Origin of the sequence: Pseudoalteromonas sp. TB41 (assembly GCF_000497975.1) — a bacterium.
In the GTDB taxonomy this organism is placed as follows: domain Bacteria; phylum Pseudomonadota; class Gammaproteobacteria; order Enterobacterales; family Alteromonadaceae; genus Pseudoalteromonas; species Pseudoalteromonas tetraodonis.
Genome location: NZ_AUTH01000121.1, coordinates 15,771 through 40,575 on the forward strand (window position 1 = coordinate 15,771; position 24,805 = coordinate 40,575).

The window sequence follows — 24,805 nt, forward strand, 5'->3', positions numbered from 1 at the left end:
TTTATTTATAATTTTGGAGTTGCAATGCATATTTTTTTTACAGGCGCCACGGGCTTGATTGGTAGGCACCTTTGCCCTTTCTTGTTGCACCACCACGACATTACGGTACTAAGTAGAAATCCAACCAAAGCTAAAGTGTTGTTAGGCCACAGAGTAAATGCTGTTAGCAGCTTAGACAATGTCGATTTAAATACGGTCGATATTGTCATTAATTTAGCCGGCGAACCTATCGTTAATAAACGCTGGAGTGATAAACAAAAAGCAAAAATACGTGATAGCCGAATTATTATTACTCAAGCCATAAGTGATGCAATTAATCAGTGTCATACACCACCACATACGTTTATTTCAGGCAGTGCAATAGGCTATTATGGTCGCCAAGGTAAAACCCAAGTTGATGAAAACAACACAGAACCACACGATGAATTTAGTCACCAACTTTGTAAGGATTGGGAACTCGCTGCATTAAAAGCTGAGTCTGACGATACCCGTGTTTGCTTACTTCGCACAGGTATTGTACTGGCTAAAAAAGGCGGCGCACTTGGAAAAATGTTGCCTGCATTTAAGCTTTGTTTAGGCGGGCCAATTGGCAATGGCGAGCAAGGTATGTCGTGGATCCACATTGATGACATGGTGCAGCTCATTTTATTTTTGATTCGTAATCAAGATATCTCTGGTGCTGTAAATGCCACTGCCCCGCATCCGGTGAGCAATAAACAATTTAGCCAATCATTGGGCAAAGCATTGTCACGCCCTGCCTTTATGCCCATGCCTGCAGCTGTGCTAAATGTTTTAATGGGAGAAATGTCAGATCTACTCACAACCGGCCAATTTGTGGTGCCTAAAAAAGCATTAGAAAATAATTACCGTTTTCACTTTTCTGAAATCGATGCCGCATTAAAAAGTTTAGTTTAACGACTGACCTTAAAGGGTTAAGTTTGTAGCAAGGGAGTATAAAGTTAATACTTTTTACCCCCTTGCTATTTTAGTGTTACTACCTAATAATGAGTTAAGCGTTATTTCTTATTCAGCTAAAAGAGCAACTAAAACATGCTTCATTTACCCACATTAATTAGCCTCTGTTTTATTCTTAACTTGTTTATTGCAGTGTTCTTTTTTTCAGTGTATTCATATAAAAAACAACCTAGCTTTTTATTTTTTGCTACTGCCTGCTGCTCGTTTATAACCGCTATTGCCCTGATTGGTTTGAGAGGAGTGATTGACTATCCACTTTTAACTTACTTTTTTGCTTACCTATTTATTATTTTAACCCCACTCCTGCTTATTTTAGGGTTAATACCACAAAGTACGGTGCCTGCAGTGAAGCTAACGCCTTTATATTATGCTTGTGCTATATGTTGCACATTGCTACTTGCTGTGTATCTCATTGATGCGGGGCAAATTATTACCAGTATTATTACTGCCGTACTATTTTGCTACGCGGCCTATTTAATGATTAAAACCCCCAGTGTTGCTAAAGTACAGCAACGACTACTAATTGCCTGCTTTTCACTACACAGTGTAGTAATGCTGTTGCAAGTTGTACTCCTTGTTTTACCCTACTTTAGCCAAATTAGTCAGGCGAACTTAGCCGCAGGGTTACAACTATTATTGGTCTCGCATTTATTTTTAACCACAGCCAGTGCGTTAATTCTGCCGTTTATTGCTTTTGCCAATGAAGAATCAAAACTAATAAACTTAGCGAATCACGATCCGCTCACACAATTATTAAACAGGCGAGGCTTTTTCCGCCTATGTAAAAAAATAACCCACACTGCACCGCTTAACAGCAGAGTGTCGTTAATTATGCTCGACATCGATCTTTTTAAACAAGTGAACGACCGATATGGTCATGAAACTGGCGACGAAGCAATAAAGTGGATTGCACAACATATTAACGAATTGTTTTTTGAAGCAGGCATTACCGCTCGAATTGGCGGAGAAGAGTTTGCTATTTTCCTTAACCAAAAAAATCTTACTCAAGCAAGGCAGTTAGCCCAAAAGCTATGCAGAAGTATTGATCAATATCCTTTTTATTTTAACGGTAATAGTATTGCACTGTCTGTTAGTGCTGGAGTAAGTAGCGCACTTATTCGCGATTTAAATATGCAAGAGCTGCTATTACAAGCTGATAAACGCCTTTACCTTGCTAAAAAAACGGGCCGAAATAAAGTTGTTACTCATGATGAAAAAAGCGCACTCATGAATAGCCCCTCTGCCATTATTTAATTTGGCGATAAAAAAGCGGGGTCAAACCTGACCCCGCTTTATAATCAAACCAATTAATATTATTACTTACTGATCCAAGGCGTTACTTTAACTACCTCGTTTATATCAGCCAATACTTTGGTGTCGTTTTGCCAGCTGTCTGTTACTTCAAAATAACATACTGATTCTTCGCATGTTATGCGCTCATCATCAAATTGTTTAGGCGCATTAAAAGTAACAACCACCCCTTTTTGCTCAGGCAGTAAAAACCACATTAGTTTGCTAACAAAAAATCCCGACAAGTCTGTTAAAAGCGCTTCAAGCTCATTATTAATGGTTAATAATGATTGCTTTGAAAAGGTTAGCCCTTCTAGCTCGTTGGCCTCTATTTGAAGCTTTAACTGACAATCATGAATCGGATTTTTAGGCTGAACCACAATCACCGCTTTGTCAGTATCGAGCTGCTTATCATACGGTAATAACAGTTGCGCTTTGTCAGTGTAATTAAGTGGGTACTCATTTTTTTCAGTTAAAATAGTCCCGCTTTTGATACTACATACTTCGTTAGTACCAATATCGCTAATATAAAAGTTTACGCGGGCGTACTGAAAATCGCCTTTGTTTACTACTTTTAAACGGTCGTAAAAACCGTCATACGACATAACAAACTCTTTAGCAACGGCACTACTAGCTGCTACTGCTAAAAAGCTGGCTGTAACTAATTTTAATAACGGCTTATTCATCAAAGTACGCTCGGTTTTGATTGATCATCGTATTTAGCTCTTCAATATACGCTTCACCACGCTCTGAGTAGGACATCAGCCCAAGGGTTAGCTTAGTCGCCTTAATTGGCTTTTGCTGTGCGCGTAAATCTTCACGTATACTGCGTAATTGTTTATAGGCATTATGCGTATTAATATTTCTAAAATATGACGTTACAGCAGCGCGAACCGATTTAAATGCAGCCACTTCATGCTCGGCTTCATTATTACGTCTTCTTGGCACCATGCCACAGCCTTTTTTGTAACACCATTGGCCAAAAAAGTTTAAGCCTATTCGGGCAAAGCGTGAGGTACCCCATGCCGACTCATTAGCAGCTTGCATTAGGGCAAGTTCTTTAGGAATAATATCTACACGGCGCAGCGCTTGAGTTAGTGTAAGCGTGTCTAAGGTTTCAGGTAAGCGGTATAATTTAAGTATTTTTTTAATATCGCTCGCTTGTTTTTTACTTAACGGCTCGTCGTGCTCTAGCATCATGCGCGCAATTTCAATGTTTGCACGTTGCTGTAAAATCTTTTTGTTTTCGGCTTCTACATGAGGCTTAATAAAGTTAAAAAACGCATGTTTTTTCTCTTTCACATCAGTGAATTCTGAGAACTTTGGCAACTTAACGTTGTGCAATGGTTTTTCTTTTTTCTTCTCTTTTTTAATGTCGTTAGAGCTGGTTTGCTCGTCTGATACTAGTTCATCAGCATCAATAAACGGAAGGGTCAACGCCCAAATAACAATGGCGGCTAACAACAACTGAAAAATAGTTTTTAACATGTATTATCTCAATTTAACTCTAAGTTATGTATGGTGTAGTCACATACATACGAACGCTCATTATACCTAAGCCACTTTATAAACGCGAATACCGAACAACTGAATAAAATTCATACGCCTATTGTGAATTATTTATAATATACTAAGCGTTAAAGTCGTAGATATAGAGATAGGTTGTGACATGGATAAACAGTGGCAAAATAGAATAATTGAACAATATAAGCACCGCCCAAACGATAACCGCTCTCCTTGGCAAATAGACCGCTCTCGAATTATTCATGCTGCAGCATTTAGACGCCTTCAAGCAAAAACTCAAATAATGGGTATTGGTTTAAATGACTTTTATCGCACACGTCTTACCCATTCTTTAGAAGTATCGCAAATAGGCACGGGCATATTACGCCACTTAAAAGCCCAGCACCCTCGCTTTGAACATTTCCCATCAACCGGATTACTCGAAACCTTATGTTTAGCGCACGACATCGGCCATCCGCCCTTTGGGCACGGCGGAGAAATTGCGCTTAACTACATGATGCGTGATCATGGCGGGTTTGAAGGTAACGCACAAACGCTACGAATAGTAGCCAAACTAGAGCCTTACAGTAATGGCTATGGCATGAACTTAACAAGGCGCACATTATTAGGGTTTATAAAGTACCCTGGTTTTATCGACCAGCTGTGGTACAACATTCCCAAAGTAGATAAACAACGCGCGTTTATAAAAGCCGACGACTGGCGACCTGCTAAAGGCATTTACAATGACGATGCACCTATATTTAATTGGATCATTGAGCCACTGAGTCAAAACGATAAAGCATTATTAACCAGCCAAAATATTGTAGATTCATACCGAGCTAAAACACGCTATAAATCTCTCGATAGTGCCATTATGGAACTGGCTGATGACATTGCCTATGCCGTACACGATCTTGAAGATGCCATAGCCACCGATGTGTTAAGCCTAGACGATTGGTTAACCCATGCATTGCCGCACTTACAAGCACTCAACTATGATTGGTTAAATACGCTACTTAAATCACTTACAGAGCGATTATTTTCAAAGCACGAACATGAACGCAAAGATGCCATTGGTGAATTAGTAAATACCTTTATTATTCATATTCATTTAGACATACAAAACGATGCCTTTGAATGCCCTATTTTAAAGCACACCGCTAAATTAGATCAGCAATACGAAAACGTATTACAAATACTTAAACATTTTGTATTTCAACGCTTGATACGCGACCCACAAATGCAACAAATAGAATTTAAAGGGCAGAACCTGCTTATTGAACTGTTTACCGCATTTGCCAGCGATCCAATGCGTTTATTACCCGAAACCACGCAAGCACTTTACCTAGAAGCCGAAAAACACCATCAAGGCATGCGAATTATTTGTGACTACTTAAGCGGTATGAGTGACGAATACGCTTATAAAACTTATCAACGGTTGTTCTCTCCCATACAATAAAGTAGTGAGCATAAAAAAAAGCCGAGTCACTTAAGTAACTCGGCTTTTCGTTAGCTTATAAAGTCACATTAAAGTGATTTAATGCCCATGTTGTAAAGCGTAAAACCGTACATGTCGGCATAAAGGTCAATAATTTTACTGGTTGGCGTACCCGCACCGTGGCCTGCATTGGTTTCAATACGAATAAGCGTTGGATTAGTGCCCGCTTGGTTCGCTTGAAGCTCTGCTGCAAATTTAAATGAATGCGACGGTACAACGCGGTCATCATGATCGCCTGTAGTGATCATAGTCGCCGGATATTCAACCCCTGCTTTTACATTATGAATTGGCGAGTAGCCTTTTAAGTAATCAAACATTTCTTTACTTTGGTCGCTAGTACCGTAATCGTATGCCCAACCAGCGCCCGCTGTAAAGGTATGATAACGAAGCATATCCAGTACGCCTACCGCAGGTAGCGCCACTTGAAATAAGTCAGGTCGCTGGGTCATTACGGCACCGACTAATAACCCGCCGTTTGAACCACCTCGCAGTGCTAGGCGCTTTTTAGAGGTGTATTTTTTATCTTGTAAGTATTGTGCGGCGGCAATAAAGTCGTCAAATACGTTTTGCTTTTGCAATTGCGTACCTGCTTTATGCCACTCTTTACCATACTCACCGCCACCACGAATGTTTGCCACTGCGTATACGCCGCCTTGCTCAAGCCAAGCCGCTGTTGTATAGCTAAAGCGAGGTGTTAAGCTTATATTAAAGCCACCATAGCCATATAAAATAGTTGGGTTGCTACCGTCTAATTTAATATCACTTTTGTAAGTAATAATCATCGGTACTTTAGTGCCATCTTTAGAGGTATAAAATACTTGCTCAGAGGTGTAGTTGTCGCTATTAAAATCAATCCCAGACTTACGATATACTTTTGACTCACCACTTTGTACGTCAAAACTGTAAGTCGTGCCAGGTGTTTTGTAGTTAGTAAATGAGTAATAAAGCGTAGTTTGCTCTTTTTTACCGCCAAAACCACCCGCCGTACCAACGCCTGGTAAACTAATATCGCGGATCAATTCGCCCTGCTTGTTGTACTGCTTCACTTTAGAGATAGCATCAACCATGTAGTTGGCAAAGAATGTGTTACCGCCAAGCGTTACATTAAGTACGTTTTCGGTTTCTGGAATAAAGTCTTGCCAGTTTTCAGGTTGCGGGTTGCTTGCATCAACCGTCACTACTTTTTTATTCGGAGCATTTAAGTTAGTAACCAAAAATAGCTTGCTGCCTTCGTTATCAATCACACTGGTATCAGAGTCGGTATTACCCACTACGGTAACAAACTCGCTATCTGGCTTAGTTAAATCTTTAATAAATAACTTATTGCCTGAGGTCGATACGCTAGCACTAATAAACAAATAACGGCCATCTTTGGTCGCTTTAGCGCCTACATAACGGTGTTTTTGCTCAGCGGTATCGCCAAATACTAGCGTATCCTCGCTTTGGGCTTGGCCTAATTTATGATAGTACACTTTATGTTGATCAGTTTTTGCAGAAAGCTCACTGCCTTCTGGTTTGTCGTAGCTTGAATAATAAAAACCATCATTTGCCAACCAACTCACGCCACTAAATTTAACATCAACCAGTGCTTGCTCTACTTGCTCTTTGGTTTCGGTGTCTATAACAATGATTTTACGCCAATCACTGCCACCTTCCGATATTTGGTATGCTAACAATGAGCCATCTTCTGAAAATGATAAGCCCGACATTGAAGTGGTACCATCTTCACTAAAGGTATTAGGATCTAAGAAAATCTCAGCCTCGCCGCCGTCTTTGCTGCGGTATAAAACGTACTGATTTTGCAGGCCATCATTTTTGTAAAAATAGGTGTAATCACCTTCGGTGAACGGCGCGCTGATTTTTTCGTAGTTCATTAACTTTTCAAGGCGCTGCTTTAACGTATCTCTGTACGGTATTTGCTCTAAATATGAAAAGGTTAGGTTATTTTGTGTTTTAACCCATTGAGCCGTTTCATCACTCATATCATCTTCTAACCAACGATACGGATCAGCCACATTTTCACCAAAGTAAGTGTCAACCACTGTGCCTTTTTTAGTTTCAGGGTAATCTAGAGAGTTAACTGCTTTCATTGCTGTTTTTACTTCATTTTGAGAGGTGTTTTCTGCAGGTTGTGAACAACCCGCAAGTGCGATTACAACCGCACAGGTCAGTGTTTTTTTTAGCATTGTTATTTTATTCCCTTGTTGATAATCACTCTAAGTTATTAACTTTTACTGCTTTTGTCTATTAAGATGCGGTAAACGTCATTTATCGCTGTTAACCTGCGCTTAGTTACGCTTAAATACATTAATGAACAACGTTTAAACACCAATAGGCTAAGTAATGACAGAAACCCAATCCTTTACAAGCTTTAAACGCTTTTACCCTTATTACTTAAAAGAGCATCGTAATCAAACCTGCCGTAGATTGCATTTTATAGGCAGTAGCTTAGTACTGTTACTGGCAGGCTATGCGTTTTTTAGCTCACAACTTATGTTGTTATGGTTATTACCAGTGATTGGTTATGGCTTTGCGTGGGTTGGGCATTTCTTTTTTGAAAAAAACCGCCCTGCTACATTTAAGCACCCGTTATATAGTTTATGGGGCGATTGGGTAATGTTTAAAGATATGCTCACAGGTAAAATTAAATGGTAAATGGCGACTTACGCTACAGGCTACTCAAATAGTCCACCTGCCGCTGTAAATAAATTGTAGATTGAATGTAATTCAATTGACCTTGGTTGTAAAAATGGTCTACCTTGACAACAGAAATTTCAATTAGTTCATTAATAATTGAATTACCTGTAGAGCATTGAATGAGGGAAACTAATCATGCAACTAAAACAGCTATTTACAGCAAAAAAAACCATTACACTCAGTGTTGCCGCTGCACTACTTGGCTCGTGGTCGGTAAATGCCGCACAGCAAGAAACACAAGCAGAAGAAAATATTGAACAAATTAGTGTAATTGGCTCTCGCCGACTCGGCCGCACAGTTGAAGACAGCCCAGTTCCGATTGATATCATTAGCGGTGATGCCCTAAAAAGTTCAGGGCAAACTGAAACCAATGCACTACTGAGCACTTTATTACCAAGCTTTAATTTCCCTCAGCCATCAATCACCGATGGCAGCGACCATGTGCGCCCCGCTCAACTGCGTGGCTTAGCACCCGATCACACCTTAGTGCTCGTAAATGGTAAACGTCGCCATAGTAATGCACTGCTTAATTTAAACGGTTCAACCGGTCGTGGATCATCATCGGTTGATTTAAACGCTATTCCAGCCAATGCCATTGAGCGAATAGAAGTATTGCGCGATGGTGCCGCAGCGCAATATGGCTCAGACGCCATTGCCGGTGTAATTAATATTGTCCTTAAAAGTAATAGCAGTGGCGGCAGCCTAGGTGCTGTATATGGAGCAAACATCACCGAAATGCAGGGTGTGCCTCAACTAGAATCCGTTTCTGAAGATGCCAATGGCAACTTAACCTTTAATGAAGGCAGCGACCGTTCGCTGACCGACGGCCAAACCTTAACCCTGCAAGGTAATATGGGGTTTGAATTGGGCGATAACGGCTTTTTAAGTATTTCTACTGAATATCGCGACCGTAGCTCAACGAATCGCTCTGATTATGACCAGCGCGAAAATTACGCCCGCCTACCTGATGGCTCTCTTGATCCGCGTGAGTTCACATGGGATCGTTACAATCATAACTTTGGTAATGGCACCGTTGAAGACTTCGCGCTGTTTTATAATGCCGGTTATCAATTAACTAACGATGCCGAGCTCTACTCGTTTGGCTCTTACAGTAAGCGTGAAGGCGAAGGCGGAGGTTTTTATCGTCGCGCACAAGACAGCCGTAACGTAACAGATATTTATCCTGATGGCTTTTTACCGGTGATCACCTCAGATATTGACGATTTTTCGTTAGCACTCGGCGTAAAAGGTTTTGCTAATGAATGGAATTACGACGCTTCTGCTGTATACGGCCAAGATGCCTTTAACTTTGGTGTTATTGATAGCTTAAACACCTCATATGGGCCTAGCAGTCAAACCAGTTTTGATGCCGGTACACTTACCTACGATCAGCTGACTATTAACCTTGATTTTAGCCGCGAGATTGATGCTGACTTTTTAGCTAGCGGAATTAACGTCGCAGTGGGTGCTGAGTATCGTCGTGAAGGCTACGAAATTCAGGCAGGCGAAGAAGCCTCATACGCACAGGGCACTTTTGGCCCTGGTGGCGCAGTAACCGACCCAGTTAATGGCCCATTTGGCTCTGCAGGTTCGCAAGTATTCCCAGGTTTCACACCTGAGTCTGCGGGTGATAACAGCCGCCATAATGTTAGCCTTTACGTTGATTTAGAAGCCTTTATTACAGATAACTGGAACGTTGCCGTCGCAGCGCGTTATGAAGACTACTCTGACTTTGGCGATACGCTTAATGGTAAAATTGCCACCCGTTATACGCTAACAGAAGATTTAGCATTACGCGGCTCTGTATCAACCGGCTTTAGAGCGCCCTCTCTGCAACAGCAATATTTTACTTCAGTGGCCACCGTGTTTGTTGATGGTATTCCAACACAAACAGGGACGTTTGCCCCAAGCAGTGATGTAGCCGTTGCATTGGGATCACCGGGCTTAGATGCAGAAGAAGCCACCAACTACGGGGTAGGTTTTACCTGGTCAACCGACTTTAATTTCAGCTTATCTGTGGATTATTACCAAATATTAATTGATGACCGTATTGTGTTATCAAATAACCTGTCGGGTGCAGGTGTAGCAAGCTTACTTGAGGGCACTGGAGCTAACCAAGGGCGGTTTTTCTTAAACGCGATTGATAGCAAAACCCGTGGCGTTGATGTGGTTGCCTCTTACAACCTAATGAGTGATAACTACGGTGATGTAGCGTTTAATTTAGGCTATAACTACGGCAAAAACGAAGTGACTAATATTATTGCCCCACCCGCTGAGCTACAAAGCGTAGGTGTTGAACAAGATAATTTGTTCTCGGGTAATGAACTGCGTCGTTTTGAAGTAAGTACCCCGCGTAATAAATACAACCTAAGCGCTACATGGACACTAAACGAATGGCGTACCACACTTCGCAGCACTCGCTATGGTGAAACACAAGACCCATCAGAAATTCCAGAGCGTAACGAAGTGCTCAAGCCAAAGTGGATCACCGACTTAGATGTTGCCTATGCACTTAATAACAACATTACTCTGAGCTTAGGCGCGAATAATGTGTTTGATGTATACCCAGATCCAACGCGTGATTTAGTGAGCGATGTAACCACTTTCTCTCGTTTGTTCTCTTACTCGGGCTTTTCGCCATTTGGTTTTAATGGCCGCTATGTTTACGGCAAAGTTGAAATGAAATTTTAAGCTGCAGCTAAAAACAAAAAGCCACACTATTTAGTGTGGCTTTTTAATAGATTAGGGTCTGTTGATCTTTCAAGGTTAAATTTGCAGCAGTCTGTTTGGTATTTAGGCAAGGCATAGCCTATGTGGTGTGGTTATTCCCCATAAATAGGCGATAACGCAGCATCAATGCCAAACAGGCGCTGCCCGAAGGGTTCTGCCTAGGGACGATTTACTCTTTGTTGCTCGGTTTTTACTTAGCCCACTAGGTTACAAACCTCGCGCCGCGATTAAACCGCCCCTAGTTTGAACAAATTTTAATCCGCAAAGGTCAACAGACCCTAGAACCCGATTAGATTTTAGTTAACCAACCGTGTGTATCTTCACTTTTACCCCATTGAATATCGTTCAATGCTTGACGTAAACGTGCTGTTGTTGGTCCTGGTTCACCATTACCCACTTTGTATTCTTTATCGTTATGGATAAACGTACCTACTGGTGTTAATACTGCTGCAGTGCCTGAAAGTGCTGCCTCTGTACCTGGTTTTGCTGCACGCTCTAAAAGCTCAGTTACGGTAAAGTTACGCTCGCTTACCGTCATTCCTAAATCTTTCGCAATGGTTAAAATACTATTACGAGTAACACCATGTAAAAAGGTGCTGTCGAGTGCTTTAGTAATGATTTCGTTGCCATCAATTAATATGAAGTTGGCCGCGCCGGTTTCTTGCACATCGCCACCTGGGCAAAATAAAATTTGGTCGGCTTTATATTTAGTTCGCGCTGCTGATATTGGGCCAAGCGCGCTAGCATAGTTACCACCACTTTTAATCATACCCATATGCGGGGCACAGCGCATGCCGTCTTCTTCTAATAAAACACGTAGCGCGGTAGCACCACCTGAAAAGTAGTCACCCACTGGCGATAATAACGTATAAAGCAATGAACTCATTGAAGGCGCAGCCGCTTTGCCAATGGCAGCTTCAGTACCAATGTGGGTTGGGCGAATATACATAGAACCAGGAGGAAGCGGCGTTTCATCGGCGTATTCACGAACAATATCGATGATCATTGTTTTTAGCATCTCGCCATCAACCGCTGGTAAACTTAATAATTCAGAACTTTGCTGCATACGCGCAATATTTGCATCCATTCTAAAAATATTTACCGAACCATCTTCATGGCGAAAGGCTTTTAAACCTTCAAAACATGTACTTGAATAATGAAGAACGTGTGCACCTGCATGCAACTCAAGCTTATCGCAAGGAACAATTGAGCTTTCGCCCCACTGATTGTCAGAAAACTTAGCTTGAATCATCTGCGGCATAAACACAGTACCAAATGCGGCCATTTTTATTCTCTCTTGTGTGGTCTATTTTTCTCCATTGTATGACAACCCGCTACTATTTAACCATAGCAAAACAGGCTGTTTTTAAATTAATTAGACGAATTTTTTGCATGTACTGATGATTATTTAATCAAAAAAGCACTTGCTAACTCTTTAATGCAATAATCAGCTAACAATTTAAGGTTAGCTGATTATTTAATGCATAAATTAATAGTAGCGGCTATTTTATTAACCTCTATTTAAATGAATAACGAAATATACGTTTTAACACCGAAGTATATTGGTGAAAAAAACCGCCGGTGTTGTATGCAATGCCCTGCTTTTGTAAAGCAGCTTGCACTTGTGGTGCTATTTCTTGGTAGCGTGACGATGGCAAGTCTGGAAATAAATGGTGTTCAATTTGAAAACTTAAATGCCCCGTTAAAATATGAAACCAACGCGCCCCTTTAATGTTTGACGACCCAAGCGCTTGGCGATAATACCACTGACCTTGGCTTTCGTTTTCACAATCTTGCTCGTAAAAGGTATGCGTTTGCTCGGTAAAATGGCCACAAAAAATAATGGTTGATGTCCATAAATTACGAATTAGGTTCGCCAATAAGTTACCGCTTAGCACCCATAAAAACAGAGGCCCCGCTAAAAGTGGAAACAGCACATAGTCTTTAATTAATTGGCGCGCCCCTTTACTAAAAAAGCGTTTTTTTAACGTACTATGCGCTACAGCCCCTTTGCGGTTTGGCTTCTTTTTACCTATAAACACACGCTCACCCGCCAGCTCATGGTACGACACGCCCCACTGAAATAGCACACTTAAATTTAAATAGGTAATAAACTGCCAAGTATTTTTTAAACGCCATTTAAAGTCATTACTTAATCTTAATAAGCCATAACCAAAATCGCGGTCTTTGCCAATAATATTAGTGTAAGTATGGTGCTCAAAATTGTGTACTCGGTTCCAACTTTGGCCGTCGCAGGCTATATCCCACTCGTATGTTTTTGAATTAAGCTGTTTGTCGTTCATCCAATCGTATTGACCATGCATTACATTGTGGCCAATTTCCATGTTGTCGAGAATTTTAGCCAAAGCCAGTAACAACACACCCGCCACCCACAATAAAGGCTGTACAAAACCAAGCATTAATAAAATGCGCCCACCTATTTCGCACAGTCGCTGCTTGCGGACAATAGAGCGTATATAATTAGCATCCTTTTGCCCTACTTTGGCAAGCGTCGACATTTTTATGCCATCTAAATCTTCGGCTAATTGTTGATAATTTATGGTTGTCATAGCTGTAACTCCAAATCACTGACCGCTTGGCTAACACACAGTTGAATTAACTGCTCGCCGTTATCTGATAACTCACCGGTTTTTAAATTGCGCACCACGCCCGTTTTTTTAATGCACTGGCATTGATGACAAATACCAATCCCACACCCTCGCTGCACAGGTAGTTTTTTTGCCTCAAACTGAGTTAACAACACCTCATTCGCTGCTACGTCGTGGTGATCATTATTAATTTTTACAGTAAATTGACTGTCATCATTTAAGCTTGGCAATGCAAGGCTAAAGGCTTCTTGGTAATAGGTTAAATGATGTTGGTTTGCAAAATGTGCAATTTTTTGCATAAACGCTGCTGGCCCACAGCAGTAAATATCAGGATTGTCATCGATGTTTATATGCGTAGTTAATTGCGGGCTCATATCGCGAGTGAGTAACAAGTAAGAAAAATGCGCATAACGCTCTGCTAATGCGGCAAGTTCTTCAACGCATTGGTGCTCATTAGCTTTTGCAAAATACAGTAATTTGATGGTGTGCTGAGTATTTGCTAATTGCTGGCTAAGCATTGCCAGCATAGGTGTAATACCCGAGCCACCAGCAACAAAGGTGCTGGCTTTATGCCAGCTTTTAAATACAAAGTCGCCACTTGGCGCAGAAATATTACACCACGACGGCGCCTTTAATGTGCTTTGCAACTGAGCTGTAAAACGTCCTTGCTCATTGGTTTTAATTAAAACTCGCAGCAATCCGGTTGCTTTGTATTGCGCGGGGCTGCAAGCAAGCGTAAATACACGGGTAAGCAAACGCCCGTTGAGCTCAAGCGTTAAACTAATATGCTGGCCCGCAATGTGGGCGCGCCACTGTTTATTGGGTTTAAGCGTTACACTTAAAAACTGACCACTCAACGCGTGTACATCAACAATTTGCGCACGAAAAAAGCCGGCTCGCCATGCAGGTTTAACGACCTGTATTAAAGGCTCTATGTAAGCGGCAAAGCTTTGATGGTGTAAAAACCATTTTGAAAATTGGTCTAATACCGAAGTTAACATGGTGATTAATTCTCTACTTAAATCGACTACCCATCACTTTGTGTTAAGCGAATTCAAGCAAACACATGTGCTGGGCTTTAAATATTTGAGCCTACACGTGTAAGCTTAACTTTCAGCGCACAAGTGTACGCTCGAATTTTTAAATTTCAACCCTAATAGAGTAATTATTCAATTTTTTTAAAGCGGTCTTTAATTCCTATACCCGTAAAGTTAGTTAAACACCTGAGGGACATAAACAAGCTCATTAAGCTAAAAACCAACATTAAAGCGGTTAAATAGTGTGCAATTCCATTCATCCCAATTACTTAACACTGTGATCAATAGCGTGCTAAGGTAGTTAAAATTTAGTTAATTTTGGAAGCCATTATGAACAAAGTAACAACGCGTAAAAAATTTTCTACACTCGCCACAGCCAGTTGTGCATTGGCATTTTCGGCGCTTACCAGCCTTAGTGCTCATGCAGTTGATTTTAAAGAACTGGATAAATTAGCGCTTAATGTAAAACCGGTCACTGTTGCCCAAGGGATTTCTATTCCCTGGGCTATTGAGGCTCTACCAAACGGTGATTTATTAATAACCGAGCGCAGTGGCACCTTATATTTATTGCGTAAAAATACCACCAGCTTAACTAAAATTTCTGGGCTACCTAAAATTGATGCCAACGGCCAAGGCGGCCTACTTGATTTAGAGCTGCATCCTGATTTTGCTAATAATCAATGGCTGTATATCACTTACTCAAGCAGTGAAGGTGACGGTGCTGGCAGTAACACCGCACTTATGCGCGCAAAATTAAGTAACGATCACAGCCAATTACGCGAGCCACAACAATTATACAAAGGCGAGCATAATTCTAAAAAAGGCCAGCACTACGGCAGCCGTATTGTGTTTGATAACCAAAATTATGTGTATTTTTCGATTGGCGATCGCGGCTCGCGAGATATTAACCCACAAGATTTAAGCCGCGATGGCGGTAAAATTTATCGTTTACACGACGATGGTAAAATTCCAACCGACAACCCATTTGTAAAACAAAAAGACGCAAAATCAGCGATTTGGTCTTACGGGCATCGTAACCCACAAGGCATGTGGTTCGATGGTGAAAATAATGTATTTTGGGCACACGAACACGGCCCCCGTGGCGGCGATGAGCTTAATATGATTAAGCCTAAAACTAACTACGGCTGGCCAGTGGTAAGCTATGGTATTAACTACAGTGGCATCTCGTTTACCGATTTAACCGAAAAATCAGGCATGCAAGCGCCCACATTACAATGGACACCCTCTATTGCTCCTTCAGACATGCTGCTCGTAAAAGGTGACAAGTATCCTGAGCTTAAAGGAAAATTTTTACTCGCTTCAATGAAATACGCGTTTATTAGCGTACTTGAAATAGCAGATGGCAATGTCGTTAAACAAAGTAAATTACTGGAAGGCATTGGTCGTATTCGCAGTCTAGCACAAAGTGATGATGGCACTATTTACTTAGGATTGGACGGCCAAGGCATTATGCGCCTTGACCCACAATAATCTTTTAATAAGCTAATTACAGTAACAGCAAACTTTTTGCGTCTTCACTGCGTATTGTTTCTGTAATTAGCTAATAAACAACGAGGGTGTTGATGTTTTCATTTTTAAAGCCAGATCCAATCAAAAAATTACGTAAAGAATACGACGCAAAATTAGAACAAGGCATGCAAGCGCAAAGAAAAGGCGATATAAAAAGCTACGCTATGTTAACCGACGAGGCTGAAAAAATTTGGAATGAAATAGAAGCGCTCGAAGCCAAAAAAGCCCAGTAAACATTTAACCAAATGAGTTTAAACCTATCCCCCGCATTAACAGTGCGGGGTTTGTATTTCCCAGACTAAATAACTTCGATAAACATTTATCCAACTAAGTAAAATTAGATACACTTCTTATAAGTTCAATTTGCATTTCCCCCATCACGTTATTACAGCCCTATTGTGCGACACTCAAAAGCCATTTTATTTCTCGCATAATCAGTTGTTTACATTAAAGTTAATTAGTGGAATTATTAACCAATAATTACTTTCCTCTGTTTGAGGTATATCCACTTTTAGGTCACGGGGTATTTATGGAATTTAAGCAAGCACAAAAAGACATGGATCTCGCCTATTTTGGTGGCGCAACAGGTGTTGTTATTTCTGGGTTAGTTTGGTGTTTTGCTGGTTTAATTGCAGTACTGTATTCAACTAAAGCGAGTATGCTTACCCTGTTTATTGGTGGTATGTTTATACACCCGCTGGCTATGTTGCTATCAAAAGTACTTAAGCGCCCTGGACAACATGACTCCACAAACCCATTAGGCAAACTTGCTTTAGAAAGTACCGTTATTTTATTTGTTGGTTTTTTCCTCGCCTTCTATGTTTCTAAGCTGCATCTGCAATGGTTTTATCCAATAATGCTGTTGGCAATGGGTGTGCGTTATTTAATTTTTAATACTTTATATGGAGCAAAAGTTTATTGGCTTTTAGGTGCTGTGCTTATGCTAGCGGGAGTAGTTTGTATATTATTAAATGCTAACTTCGTCATTGGTGCTTTTGTTGGTGGCATAACAGAAGTTATATTTTCTATTGTGATCTTCAATAAATCAAAAGAGTCAGCAGTAAAAGCCTCGTAGCGAATTGTTATCTAAAAGGAAAGTTACAGATAAAGATACTCTTAGCTTAACACTATGCATCATTAACTTTAACGTCTCCATTATTTAAAAAATAGAAGTACACTGTCAGCACAAATTTAACTTAAATTTTTGCTAACAGTCCACTAATTCTCAGGCTATTTATATTCTACCTTGGCGGTTAAGCGATTAAATAAACTAGGGAAAAACCGTTTTATAAACGGTGCCCAACCACTCAACCCTTGGCCTATTACAACTTCGTCTTTTTTATTATAGATTGCGGTGAGCATTTTCGATGCGGCTACATTTACATTCATACCATTTTCTATTGAAGGCTCAGGTTTGTTTTGTGCCTCTCCTTGCTCGTTCAATGAATTATGGGCAATTGCTGTTTTAATTGAGCCAGGGCAAATAGTTAAGCAATGTATATTGTGCTGCGCGACTTCGGCGCGTAAGCAATCCATAAAGCCTACTACAGCGTATTTACTGCCTGAATAACCCGTTCTAAACTTAGAGCCCACTTTGCCTGCCACGCTACTAATAGCCACTACAGAACCACTTTTTCGCGCCACCATTGAAGGTAGCACTGCTTTAGTGAGTGCAATTAAACCGAAGTAATTTACTTCCATGAGTTGGCGGTACACTTTAAAGTCATTTTCTAAAAATAAACTACGCTGTGATACGCCACCATTATTTATTAAAATATCAATTGGGCCTAAGCTATCTATTTGCGCTGATACATCCTGCAGTACAGTTTCGGGCTTTGATAAATCAAGGGGAATAACACTATGCCCCTTGCCTTTTAACTCGTCTTTTACTTGGTTGAGTTTATCGATATTTCGCGCTGATAAAATAACCTTCGCACCTTGCTCTGCAAATTGTTTTGCAAGCTCTTCACCAATACCTGATGATGCACCGGTGATCCACACTGTTTTATTATTATAATCCATGGTTTACCTTATAGTCTTTGACTGATTATGCTTTAGTTGGGCCCGCTATTTCATTAACTTGCTGTTCTAAATTTTTATAAAAACCCATTAAAAATAACAGCTCTGCGGTGACATACAAAGGGCCAATAATTAAACCCACTAAATCATCAACAAAAGCGGGCTTTTTGCCTTCAAAATAATGACCAATAAACTGTAACACCCAGCCAAATACAAACACACCCACACCAATCGTCAGCCAAGATGTAAAGGGCATTGCGGCGATAGGCTGCGCTGCCACTAACAATAAAGTAAAAATGATGCCCATGATTAAACCTAGCGAAAAGCTCAGCATAAAATAGTAAACCACACTGGCAAGGACAAAAAGCTGCGCCCCATCGACATTAAAACTCCCTAGAGGAATTTCAACACGCGCTAGTAAGCACAATGCCGCAAATACAATCAGTGGAATACCAAAAAAGTGAGTTAATACGTTACGCTTTGAACGATGATACAAGCCATACTGGCCAAGTTGTTGTTGTAGAGTTTTCATAGGTTGATCCCGTTGTTATTTTTATAAGCAAAGTTCACCTTATAAAAAAGTGCGCACAATAACAACAAATACCGATGGTTATAAATTAAAAGGCTAACTAATGGCTCTCTAATTGGGTATTGATGTAAACTATTTAAAATAAATGCTTAACTGTTGGCCCTTGTAATATAAGGAAATCATCATGTTATTAAAAGCTCTAGCCATAGGCTTATTACTTGCTTTAGGCGAGATAATTAATGGCAACATTCGGGTGCGAGTTCTGCATCGATTATATGGGCAACGACGCGCTAAAACACTTAGTTTACTCTCAGGCATCGCCATTATTTTTGCTATAGCTTGGTTAGCCCTGCCATGGGTTGCCCCTACAAATTACCTAGATTGTTTTAAATTAGGCTTAATGTGGCTAATAATAATGCTTAGTTTAGATATTTTTGTGGGTAGGTATTTATTTAAATATAAGTGGCAGAGAATTTTTGATGACTTTAATCTCTTTAAAGGCAACTTGCTTAGTGTAGGCATGTTGATACTTTTTATATGCCCAAGCTTGGTTTTTTGGTTGCAGATGAAAGTTATGGTTTAGATCACTGCTCTAAAAGCGCAGCGTCTCTTCGCTCTCTTTGTGTATTAATCACTTAAAAATAATTTAAACTGATAGAAATGAATGAGGATAAAATAAGCAGGAAAAAATAAATTTATTTCAGCCGCTTACTCTAAAGTCGCAGCGTCTCTTCGCCCTCTTTGTAAATTGATCATAAAAAACAGTATGAGCTGAGAGAATTGAATGAGAAGCCATAAAAAATATGCTTTAGATCACTGCTCTAAAAGCGCAGCGTCTCATTGCCCTCTTTGTGCATAATTCTTAAAATCTATTTAAAATCAGAAGTAAATGAGCTTGCAACGTGTCGTTATCTAAGCTAACGCGGTTACAAGCTTGCCTTTTTCATGCGTAGGTTGCATGGCCATTCGATCAGTGCCTTTTTCGTATTCTTGCTCCAGCATTTTTTGTAACTCTGCAAGCTGCTCTTTAATGGTGTCTATATCAGCACCTTGCTCTTGAAGTTTTTCTGCCAATGCTTCGATTGCTGCTTTTAACTCAGCAATTTTTTCTTTATCAACTCCTAATCGTTGATAGATAAGCGCCTCTTGCGCATTTTCTAAAAAGCTTTTGTCATGTGGCTTAGCGCTTGCGATTTGCGTTTGTTCGCTATCGCTGGTTTTAGCTGTTGCCGCAGGGCCAGAAGTTGCCGCAACTTCGTCAGCTTTTGCCGGTTTATTTATTGTACTAACATAAGTACTATATTGATTTTTAAAGGTTATTGATGTCATCAGCTCAAATCCATTTTTGCGTTAAAATATCTATCTTTAACTATTTTCACTTAGATACTTGTATGTGAATAACTACAGCAACTTTAATACCAACTTATATTTTTTCGCTTCGCTTTAACTCTTTATTTTAAATTAAGCCCATTTAGCTCATTACGCACCCATTGCTTATCGAGATATTGCTCTAAATTCAGCTGGGCAAATTTTAAAAAGCTGCGCGCAGCATGAGAAATATGCCTGTCTGTGCGCACTACAAAATACCAATGGCTGGCTAAGCAGGTGTCGGTTACATTGAGCACTTTAAAACTGTTATCGCCTTTTGGTAATACATGATGGGAAAGCACAGCAATCCCCATTCCCGAGGAAACAGCAACTCGTATGGCTTCGTTACTGGCCATTTGCACACTATCACTAAGGACTAAACCACGGCTTTGTAATTCGCTTTCAAAGAGCATACGCGTAGCAGAGCCTGGCTCTCTTAATAAAAATCGATATGGCATTAAATCAGCTAATGTTAATGCTTTTACATCGGCAAGCGGATGATCAAGCGGCACAATAAAAACTAAGGGGTTATGTAAAAAACGCGCAGCTTGGGCATGTTCAAGTGATGGTGGGTGGCTAAACACATAAATGTCGTCTTCTCCACGCTCAAAACGCGCTAACACTGCAGAGCGGTTGCCAATTTCTAATGGCAGCTCTACATGGGGATGGGCATTACTGTAAGGCCCAAGTAACTTAGGCAAAATATATTGTGCAGTGTTTACCATGGCAATTTTACAGCGCCCGCGCTCCCCGCCTTTAAGCTCGGCTAAATAGTCTTGGTAATCATCAAAGTGCCCAAACACTTGCTCACAAGTTCTAAATAATTGTAAGCCAGCCTCGGTAACCTGTAATTTTTGCTGTTGCATAACAATTAAAGGCTCATTAACGGCTTCTTGTAAGCGCTTAATTTGCAAAGAAACGGTAGGCTGGGTTAAATGCAATTGCCGAGCTGTTTCGCTAATGGAGCCGGTTTTAACTACACTCATAAAGACTTCGAGTAGCCTAAATGATAGTTGCCTTATGTTCATTACTCACCTCATAGATTTTTATCTATAAGATACTATCATTCATTTTATTATTTGCTATGCAAAGATAGGTTTACAATAGCGCCGCTTAACAAATTGAGTAACTAATAACAAAAAGGAGAACAGTGTGCCTGATATCGTCGTAATGTTTTTTATTTTAGGATTAGTGGCGGGGATTTTACGTTCTGATTTAGCGATACCTAAAGCCACTTATGACACACTAAGTCTATTGTTAATGCTCACCATAGGGTTAAAAGGTGGCATGGTGCTGCATGGTAACTTAAGCTGGCAACTTCTTCCTGAAATGGCCTCGGTTATGTTACTCGGTGGTCTTATTCCCCTTACTCTTTACCCTATTTTAAAATATGTTGTTAGACTCAGTGTGGCCAATAGCGCCAGTATTGCTGCGCATTATGGCTCGGTAAGCGCAGGTACCTTTGCAGTTGCATTGGCTTATGCAGAGTCAGCTAAATTAGAGGTAGGTGCTGAGGTTACACTGTATTTAGTGATGCTCGAATTACCTGCCATTATTGTCGGTTTAATGCTTTATCGTAAACTCGATAAACAACATAGCCAAAGTAATACACTGTCACTCAAAGCGCTTTGGCACGAAACACTCACTAACAAAAGCGTGATTTTATTGGTAGGCGGTGTGATCATCGGAATGATGTATGGCACACAGCAAGGCAGCCAAGTAACCAGTCTTTTAACCAGTAGTTTTAAAGTAGTACTGGCATTGTTTTTACTTGAAATGGGTTTAGTGGCTGCGCAAACTCTGCGCCCATTTCCTTGGCAGCATTGGAGACTCGCTGCATTTGCTATTATTACTCCGCTATTTTTAGGTACTATCGGCGTGGCTGTAGGCACACTATTAAAATTAGAATTAGGCTCGGTGGTGATACTCGGTAGTTTAGTGGCTAGTGCGTCTTATATTGCAGCCCCTGCGGCAATTAAAGCAGCCGTTCCCAAGGCTGATATTGGTCTAGCTATGCTCAGCTCTTTAGGGGTAACGTTTCCGTTTAATGTGATTGTTGGTATTGGTTTGTACCATAAGCTTGCGCTTGCCATGCACTAAAATAAACACCAATAAAAGCCCAACATGGGCTTGTATTTTTTAACTATACCCCGCCATTACTACGTTATCACCCTCTTTAAAAAATCAACAAATATAAAACAAAAACGCTAACTTATTTCTACAATCAGATTGCAATTAAGCGATTAGTTTACGTAAAAAAACATTTTAAAAATTATTTTGATTGAGCAATTAAAAAACACTTTACTTGGTATAAAAAGCAGCATAAATTCGCAGCCAAATTAACCTGCTTCAAATAATCGCGCCACTATCACACCTAAATCAGCAATTATTTAAACCCTTTTTATCGGAATAATCTAATGGTGGAACTTGCCGCTAATAGTAAATCAAATAATCCTTTAGCCCCTGTTATTGGTTTATCTTTTTTTGCTATTGCTTCGGGCTTTTTAATGAGCCTGATCCCGTTATCACTGAGTGCTTTTAAGTTAAGTATTGATCTTGCGCCTTGGCTTGCCAGCGTCTTTTATTTTGGTTTACTTATTGGCGCGCTGTGTATTGAGCGTGTGGTAGTAAAAATTGGCCACCGTATGGCATTTATCGCATTTTTAATGTTGCTGATCATCAGTGTTATTGCACAGATTATATCCCCTACAGCCACAATGTGGTTAATTGCTCGCTTTGTTGCTGGTATTGCTGTTGCGGGAGTATTTGTAGTGGTTGAGTCGTGGTTGTTAATGGCGAATACACCTAAGGCGCGAGCTAAACGCTTAGGTTTATATATGACCTCTTTATATGGTGGCAGCGCTGTGGGGCAATTAGCAATCACACCGCTTGGCACTGAAGGTGCCGTACCGTATTTATTTGTCGTGGCCCTTTTGGCGTTGGCTATTTTAGCTCCATTATTAATTACCACAGGCCAACCTAATGCTCAGCAATTACAAAAGCTGCCACTTAAAGAGTTAAAAACTCTCAGCCGCCCTGCTATTTTAGGCTGTTTAGTATCAGGATTATTACTAGGCCCTATTTACGGGTTATTACCTGTTTATATAGCCGCGCAAACTGATCAAGCCCAATATACCGGCTTACTTATGGCGGTGATTATTTTAGGTGGCATGCTGGTACAACCTTTAGTGAGTTATTTATCAACCCGTATTATAAAAAGCTTACTTATGGCTATTTTTTGTTTTGTTGGTGCTGCCAGCGTAATGGGAATATTAAACGCACATAGCTTTGGCGGATTAGTTGTAAGTTACTTTGTATTAGGTGCGTGTAGTTTTGCACTTTATCCGATTGCGATTACTTTAGCGTGCGACTCGTTACCTATGGCAAAAATAGTGTCAGCCACTGAAATAATGCTGCTCAGCTACAGTGTCGGCTCTGTATTAGGCCCGTTGTTGGCAACGCATTTTTCTGATGCAAGCCATGGTGTGCTTATTTATTTAGGTGGTTGTTTAATTACCACCTGTATTTATATGCTCATAAAAAGTATGAAAAAAATACCCACAGGTAACACCCCTGTTGCAGGTTAACTAACGCGATAAACCGCTTAAGCTTATTCGTTTGCCACTAAGCGGTTTTTACCTGCGCTACCACTTTACTGGCTATGTTTTTTAACTCTTTTAGCTCAATTTGATACTCGTTTATGAGCTCGTCAACAAAACAGCTGCGGTTGTTGTCATCACTTATGATAAACACCTTGTGTTTAGCACGAGTGAGCGCCACATAAAATAAGCGTCGCTCTTCGCTATGGGCATACAAATCTTTAGTGGGTAAGAGAGCTTCTAACATTGCAGGCGATGGCTTAGTGCTCGGAAATCCAAATTGCCCGCCATGCATACCTAATATAACTACATAATCGGCTTCTTTACCCTTTGAACCATGAAAGGTATCACACTCAATTTGCAATGAAGAAAAGGTGTGCTGCAAGGCGTTAATATCGGCTTTAGTAGGTAGCTGGAATCGATACCGCGCCAGTAAATACACAATAGCGGGCTTATTTGTGTTGATAGCGCCAAGTACATGGTCAAGTGCCCCATTATTTAGCTCAGCTATTTTTGTATTTTTGCTTGAGACAACATTCGCTGTTTTTAATACACTAATAGCGGGCTTTGTCACTTGTGCTAATGAACCAATTTGCTTAGCTAACTGGGCAGGATTTTTCATGATAAAACATGAAGCAACCTCACTAATTTTATTATTAAAACGAAACGTAACATCCAGTATGGTTTGTGTAGTAAAACCAAAATGTGCGGCAAACTCTGTGGTAAGGCGCATATCAGCACCACTAAAACGGTAAATAGCTTGCCAGTCATCGCCCACTACAAACAATGAGCTTCTAGGCTTACTATCGCGCAGCGCTTTAACCAGCGCCGCACGCGTAGGCGATATGTCTTGAAATTCATCGACCATGATATAACGCCAAGGTGAAGCAAATTTCCCTGCAGTGAATCGCCCCGAGTTCATCGGAGACCAGTTTGTTTAAGTCAGGCCACTTTACCTGACTCGTTTAAATTATCATAGTAGTCTGTTTCATATTGAGCTGGTGAAATATACCCAATTGAAGATAATAAGCGTTGATTATTAAACCAATTGACCCACTCTAACGTTGCGTATTCAACAGCATCAACATTCTTCCACGGGCCATTTCTGCGAATAATCTCTGTTTTAAATAATCCATTTATTGTTTCAGCCAATGCATTGTCATAAGAGTCACCCACACTGCCTACAGACGCTTGAATTCCAGCTTCAGCAAGTCGCTCAGTGTATCGTATAGACAAATATTGGCTGCCTCTGTCGCTGTGGTGAATTAACCCTTCGGGGTTGCCACGATGCCAAATAGCTTGCTCTAACGCATCAAGAATAAGCTCTGTGTGCATTGTCGTTGATACACGCCAACCTACAATGTATCGTGAAAAAACATCTATCACGAAAGCGACATAAACAAACCCACTCCATGTGGCAA

General features: G+C 40.5%; 23 protein-coding genes. 11 read left to right on the plus strand and 12 right to left on the minus strand.

Annotated features, from left to right (window positions below):
- Nucleotides 1–24: 24 nt before the first annotated feature.
- Together L641_RS0121550 and L641_RS0121555 are read left to right on the plus strand one after the other, a co-directional pair.
- Entirely contained in the window at nucleotides 25–915 is an 891-nt protein-coding gene (locus tag L641_RS0121550; protein WP_024603105.1) for a TIGR01777 family oxidoreductase, read from the plus strand.
- Between the two features lie 135 nt (nucleotides 916–1,050).
- The gene (locus L641_RS0121555; RefSeq protein WP_024603106.1) at nucleotides 1,051–2,229 is read left to right on the plus strand and encodes a GGDEF domain-containing protein; all 1,179 of its coding nucleotides are present in this window, start codon (nucleotides 1,051–1,053) and stop codon (nucleotides 2,227–2,229) included.
- 62 nt (nucleotides 2,230–2,291) lie between these two features.
- On the opposite strand, the gene L641_RS0121560 is transcribed toward L641_RS0121555, so the two are convergent.
- Both L641_RS0121560 and L641_RS0121565 read right to left on the minus strand, forming a co-directional pair.
- Nucleotides 2,292–2,951, minus strand: coding sequence for a DUF2987 domain-containing protein (locus L641_RS0121560; RefSeq protein ID WP_024603107.1), 660 nt, complete (start codon nucleotides 2,949–2,951; stop codon nucleotides 2,292–2,294).
- Complete coding sequence (locus L641_RS0121565) at nucleotides 2,944–3,753, minus strand: glucosaminidase domain-containing protein (protein WP_024603108.1); 810 nt, start codon at nucleotides 3,751–3,753, stop codon at nucleotides 2,944–2,946. Before L641_RS0121565 ends, L641_RS0121560 begins: the two co-directional genes overlap by 8 nt.
- A gap of 181 nt (nucleotides 3,754–3,934) precedes the next feature.
- On the opposite strand from L641_RS0121565, the gene L641_RS0121570 reads away from it, so the two are divergent.
- Nucleotides 3,935–5,227: an anti-phage deoxyguanosine triphosphatase gene (locus tag L641_RS0121570; protein ID WP_024603109.1), complete on the plus strand. Its 1,293-nt coding sequence runs from the start codon at nucleotides 3,935–3,937 to the stop codon at nucleotides 5,225–5,227.
- Between the two features lie 68 nt (nucleotides 5,228–5,295).
- Here the strand turns inward: L641_RS0121570 and L641_RS0121575 are convergent, their stop codons facing one another.
- Nucleotides 5,296–7,452: a prolyl oligopeptidase family serine peptidase gene (locus tag L641_RS0121575; protein ID WP_024603110.1), complete on the minus strand. Its 2,157-nt coding sequence runs from the start codon at nucleotides 7,450–7,452 to the stop codon at nucleotides 5,296–5,298.
- A gap of 157 nt (nucleotides 7,453–7,609) precedes the next feature.
- On the opposite strand from L641_RS0121575, the gene L641_RS0121580 reads away from it, so the two are divergent.
- Both L641_RS0121580 and L641_RS0121585 read left to right on the plus strand, forming a co-directional pair.
- Complete coding sequence (locus L641_RS0121580; RefSeq protein WP_024603111.1) at nucleotides 7,610–7,921, plus strand: DUF962 domain-containing protein; 312 nt, start codon at nucleotides 7,610–7,612, stop codon at nucleotides 7,919–7,921.
- A 177-nt stretch (nucleotides 7,922–8,098) separates the two neighbouring features.
- Nucleotides 8,099–10,654 carry a TonB-dependent receptor gene (locus tag L641_RS0121585; protein ID WP_024603112.1) on the plus strand — a complete coding sequence of 852 codons (2,556 nt, stop codon included), beginning with the start codon at nucleotides 8,099–8,101 and terminating at the stop codon, nucleotides 10,652–10,654.
- A gap of 328 nt (nucleotides 10,655–10,982) precedes the next feature.
- Here the strand turns inward: L641_RS0121585 and L641_RS0121590 are convergent, their stop codons facing one another.
- The 3 genes from L641_RS0121590 to L641_RS0121600 all read right to left on the minus strand — a co-directional run bounded on the left by L641_RS0121590 (nucleotide 10,983) and on the right by L641_RS0121600 (nucleotide 14,303).
- Entirely contained in the window at nucleotides 10,983–11,984 is a 1,002-nt protein-coding gene (locus L641_RS0121590) for a branched-chain amino acid aminotransferase (protein WP_288369064.1), read from the minus strand.
- Nucleotides 11,985–12,210: 226 nt separating this feature from the next.
- Complete coding sequence (locus tag L641_RS0121595) at nucleotides 12,211–13,263, minus strand: acyl-CoA desaturase (RefSeq protein WP_024603114.1); 1,053 nt, start codon at nucleotides 13,261–13,263, stop codon at nucleotides 12,211–12,213.
- The gene (locus tag L641_RS0121600; RefSeq protein ID WP_024603115.1) at nucleotides 13,260–14,303 is read right to left on the minus strand and encodes an FAD-binding oxidoreductase; all 1,044 of its coding nucleotides are present in this window, start codon (nucleotides 14,301–14,303) and stop codon (nucleotides 13,260–13,262) included. Before L641_RS0121600 ends, L641_RS0121595 begins: the two co-directional genes overlap by 4 nt.
- A gap of 366 nt (nucleotides 14,304–14,669) precedes the next feature.
- Between L641_RS0121600 and L641_RS0121605 the strand changes: the two genes are divergently transcribed.
- The 3 genes from L641_RS0121605 (at nucleotide 14,670) to L641_RS0121615 (ending at nucleotide 16,944) form a co-directional block, all read left to right on the plus strand.
- Entirely contained in the window at nucleotides 14,670–15,830 is a 1,161-nt protein-coding gene (locus L641_RS0121605; RefSeq protein ID WP_024603116.1) for a PQQ-dependent sugar dehydrogenase, read from the plus strand.
- 92 nt (nucleotides 15,831–15,922) lie between these two features.
- The gene (locus L641_RS0121610; protein ID WP_024603117.1) at nucleotides 15,923–16,102 is read left to right on the plus strand and encodes a DUF6435 family protein; all 180 of its coding nucleotides are present in this window, start codon (nucleotides 15,923–15,925) and stop codon (nucleotides 16,100–16,102) included.
- Between the two features lie 296 nt (nucleotides 16,103–16,398).
- Complete coding sequence (locus L641_RS0121615) at nucleotides 16,399–16,944, plus strand: hypothetical protein (RefSeq protein ID WP_024603118.1); 546 nt, start codon at nucleotides 16,399–16,401, stop codon at nucleotides 16,942–16,944.
- Nucleotides 16,945–17,099: 155 nt separating this feature from the next.
- On the opposite strand, the gene L641_RS0121620 is transcribed toward L641_RS0121615, so the two are convergent.
- Nucleotides 17,100–17,891: an SDR family oxidoreductase gene (locus tag L641_RS0121620; protein ID WP_024603119.1), complete on the minus strand. Its 792-nt coding sequence runs from the start codon at nucleotides 17,889–17,891 to the stop codon at nucleotides 17,100–17,102.
- Nucleotides 17,892–17,916: 25 nt separating this feature from the next.
- The gene (locus L641_RS0121625) at nucleotides 17,917–18,420 is read right to left on the minus strand and encodes an Mpo1-like protein (protein WP_013465113.1); all 504 of its coding nucleotides are present in this window, start codon (nucleotides 18,418–18,420) and stop codon (nucleotides 17,917–17,919) included.
- A 181-nt stretch (nucleotides 18,421–18,601) separates the two neighbouring features.
- Here L641_RS0121625 and L641_RS0121630 point away from each other — a divergent pair, with 181 nt between their 5' ends.
- Complete coding sequence (locus L641_RS0121630; RefSeq protein ID WP_013465114.1) at nucleotides 18,602–19,000, plus strand: hypothetical protein; 399 nt, start codon at nucleotides 18,602–18,604, stop codon at nucleotides 18,998–19,000.
- A 329-nt stretch (nucleotides 19,001–19,329) separates the two neighbouring features.
- Here L641_RS0121630 and L641_RS0121635 read toward each other — a convergent pair whose 3' ends face one another.
- Nucleotides 19,330–19,746, minus strand: a complete 417-nt coding sequence (locus L641_RS0121635; protein WP_024603120.1) for a hypothetical protein — start codon at nucleotides 19,744–19,746, stop codon at nucleotides 19,330–19,332.
- A gap of 122 nt (nucleotides 19,747–19,868) precedes the next feature.
- Nucleotides 19,869–20,813: a LysR family transcriptional regulator gene (locus tag L641_RS0121640; RefSeq protein WP_024603121.1), complete on the minus strand. Its 945-nt coding sequence runs from the start codon at nucleotides 20,811–20,813 to the stop codon at nucleotides 19,869–19,871.
- A gap of 124 nt (nucleotides 20,814–20,937) precedes the next feature.
- On the opposite strand from L641_RS0121640, the gene L641_RS0121645 reads away from it, so the two are divergent.
- Complete coding sequence (locus L641_RS0121645; RefSeq protein ID WP_024603122.1) at nucleotides 20,938–21,885, plus strand: sodium-dependent bicarbonate transport family permease; 948 nt, start codon at nucleotides 20,938–20,940, stop codon at nucleotides 21,883–21,885.
- 317 nt (nucleotides 21,886–22,202) lie between these two features.
- Nucleotides 22,203–23,372: an MFS transporter gene (locus L641_RS0121650; protein WP_024603123.1), complete on the plus strand. Its 1,170-nt coding sequence runs from the start codon at nucleotides 22,203–22,205 to the stop codon at nucleotides 23,370–23,372.
- A 37-nt stretch (nucleotides 23,373–23,409) separates the two neighbouring features.
- On the opposite strand, the gene L641_RS0121655 is transcribed toward L641_RS0121650, so the two are convergent.
- Nucleotides 23,410–24,306, minus strand: coding sequence for a UvrD-helicase domain-containing protein (locus tag L641_RS0121655; RefSeq protein ID WP_024603124.1), 897 nt, complete (start codon nucleotides 24,304–24,306; stop codon nucleotides 23,410–23,412).
- A gap of 20 nt (nucleotides 24,307–24,326) precedes the next feature.
- The coding region (locus L641_RS0121660; protein WP_024601065.1) for an IS3 family transposase at nucleotides 24,327–24,805 on the minus strand (479 nt) is incomplete at its 5' end.

Coding starts and splice junctions, on each gene's coding strand:
- L641_RS0121550 (WP_024603105.1), top strand. CDS start 25: ATGCATATTTTTTTTACAGGCGCCACGGGCTTGATTGGTAGGCACCTT.
- L641_RS0121555 (WP_024603106.1), top strand. CDS start 1,051: ATGCTTCATTTACCCACATTAATTAGCCTCTGTTTTATTCTTAACTTG.
- L641_RS0121560 (WP_024603107.1), bottom strand. CDS start 2,951: ATGAATAAGCCGTTATTAAAATTAGTTACAGCCAGCTTTTTAGCAGTA.
- L641_RS0121565 (WP_024603108.1), bottom strand. CDS start 3,753: ATGTTAAAAACTATTTTTCAGTTGTTGTTAGCCGCCATTGTTATTTGG.
- L641_RS0121570 (WP_024603109.1), top strand. CDS start 3,935: ATGGATAAACAGTGGCAAAATAGAATAATTGAACAATATAAGCACCGC.
- L641_RS0121575 (WP_024603110.1), bottom strand. CDS start 7,452: ATGCTAAAAAAAACACTGACCTGTGCGGTTGTAATCGCACTTGCGGGT.
- L641_RS0121580 (WP_024603111.1), top strand. CDS start 7,610: ATGACAGAAACCCAATCCTTTACAAGCTTTAAACGCTTTTACCCTTAT.
- L641_RS0121585 (WP_024603112.1), top strand. CDS start 8,099: ATGCAACTAAAACAGCTATTTACAGCAAAAAAAACCATTACACTCAGT.
- L641_RS0121595 (WP_024603114.1), bottom strand. CDS start 13,263: ATGACAACCATAAATTATCAACAATTAGCCGAAGATTTAGATGGCATA.
- L641_RS0121600 (WP_024603115.1), bottom strand. CDS start 14,303: ATGTTAACTTCGGTATTAGACCAATTTTCAAAATGGTTTTTACACCAT.
- L641_RS0121605 (WP_024603116.1), top strand. CDS start 14,670: ATGAACAAAGTAACAACGCGTAAAAAATTTTCTACACTCGCCACAGCC.
- L641_RS0121610 (WP_024603117.1), top strand. CDS start 15,923: ATGTTTTCATTTTTAAAGCCAGATCCAATCAAAAAATTACGTAAAGAA.
- L641_RS0121615 (WP_024603118.1), top strand. CDS start 16,399: ATGGAATTTAAGCAAGCACAAAAAGACATGGATCTCGCCTATTTTGGT.
- L641_RS0121620 (WP_024603119.1), bottom strand. CDS start 17,891: ATGGATTATAATAATAAAACAGTGTGGATCACCGGTGCATCATCAGGT.
- L641_RS0121625 (WP_013465113.1), bottom strand. CDS start 18,420: ATGAAAACTCTACAACAACAACTTGGCCAGTATGGCTTGTATCATCGT.
- L641_RS0121630 (WP_013465114.1), top strand. CDS start 18,602: ATGTTATTAAAAGCTCTAGCCATAGGCTTATTACTTGCTTTAGGCGAG.
- L641_RS0121635 (WP_024603120.1), bottom strand. CDS start 19,746: ATGACATCAATAACCTTTAAAAATCAATATAGTACTTATGTTAGTACA.
- L641_RS0121640 (WP_024603121.1), bottom strand. CDS start 20,813: ATGAACATAAGGCAACTATCATTTAGGCTACTCGAAGTCTTTATGAGT.
- L641_RS0121650 (WP_024603123.1), top strand. CDS start 22,203: ATGGTGGAACTTGCCGCTAATAGTAAATCAAATAATCCTTTAGCCCCT.
- L641_RS0121655 (WP_024603124.1), bottom strand. CDS start 24,306: ATGAACTCGGGGCGATTCACTGCAGGGAAATTTGCTTCACCTTGGCGT.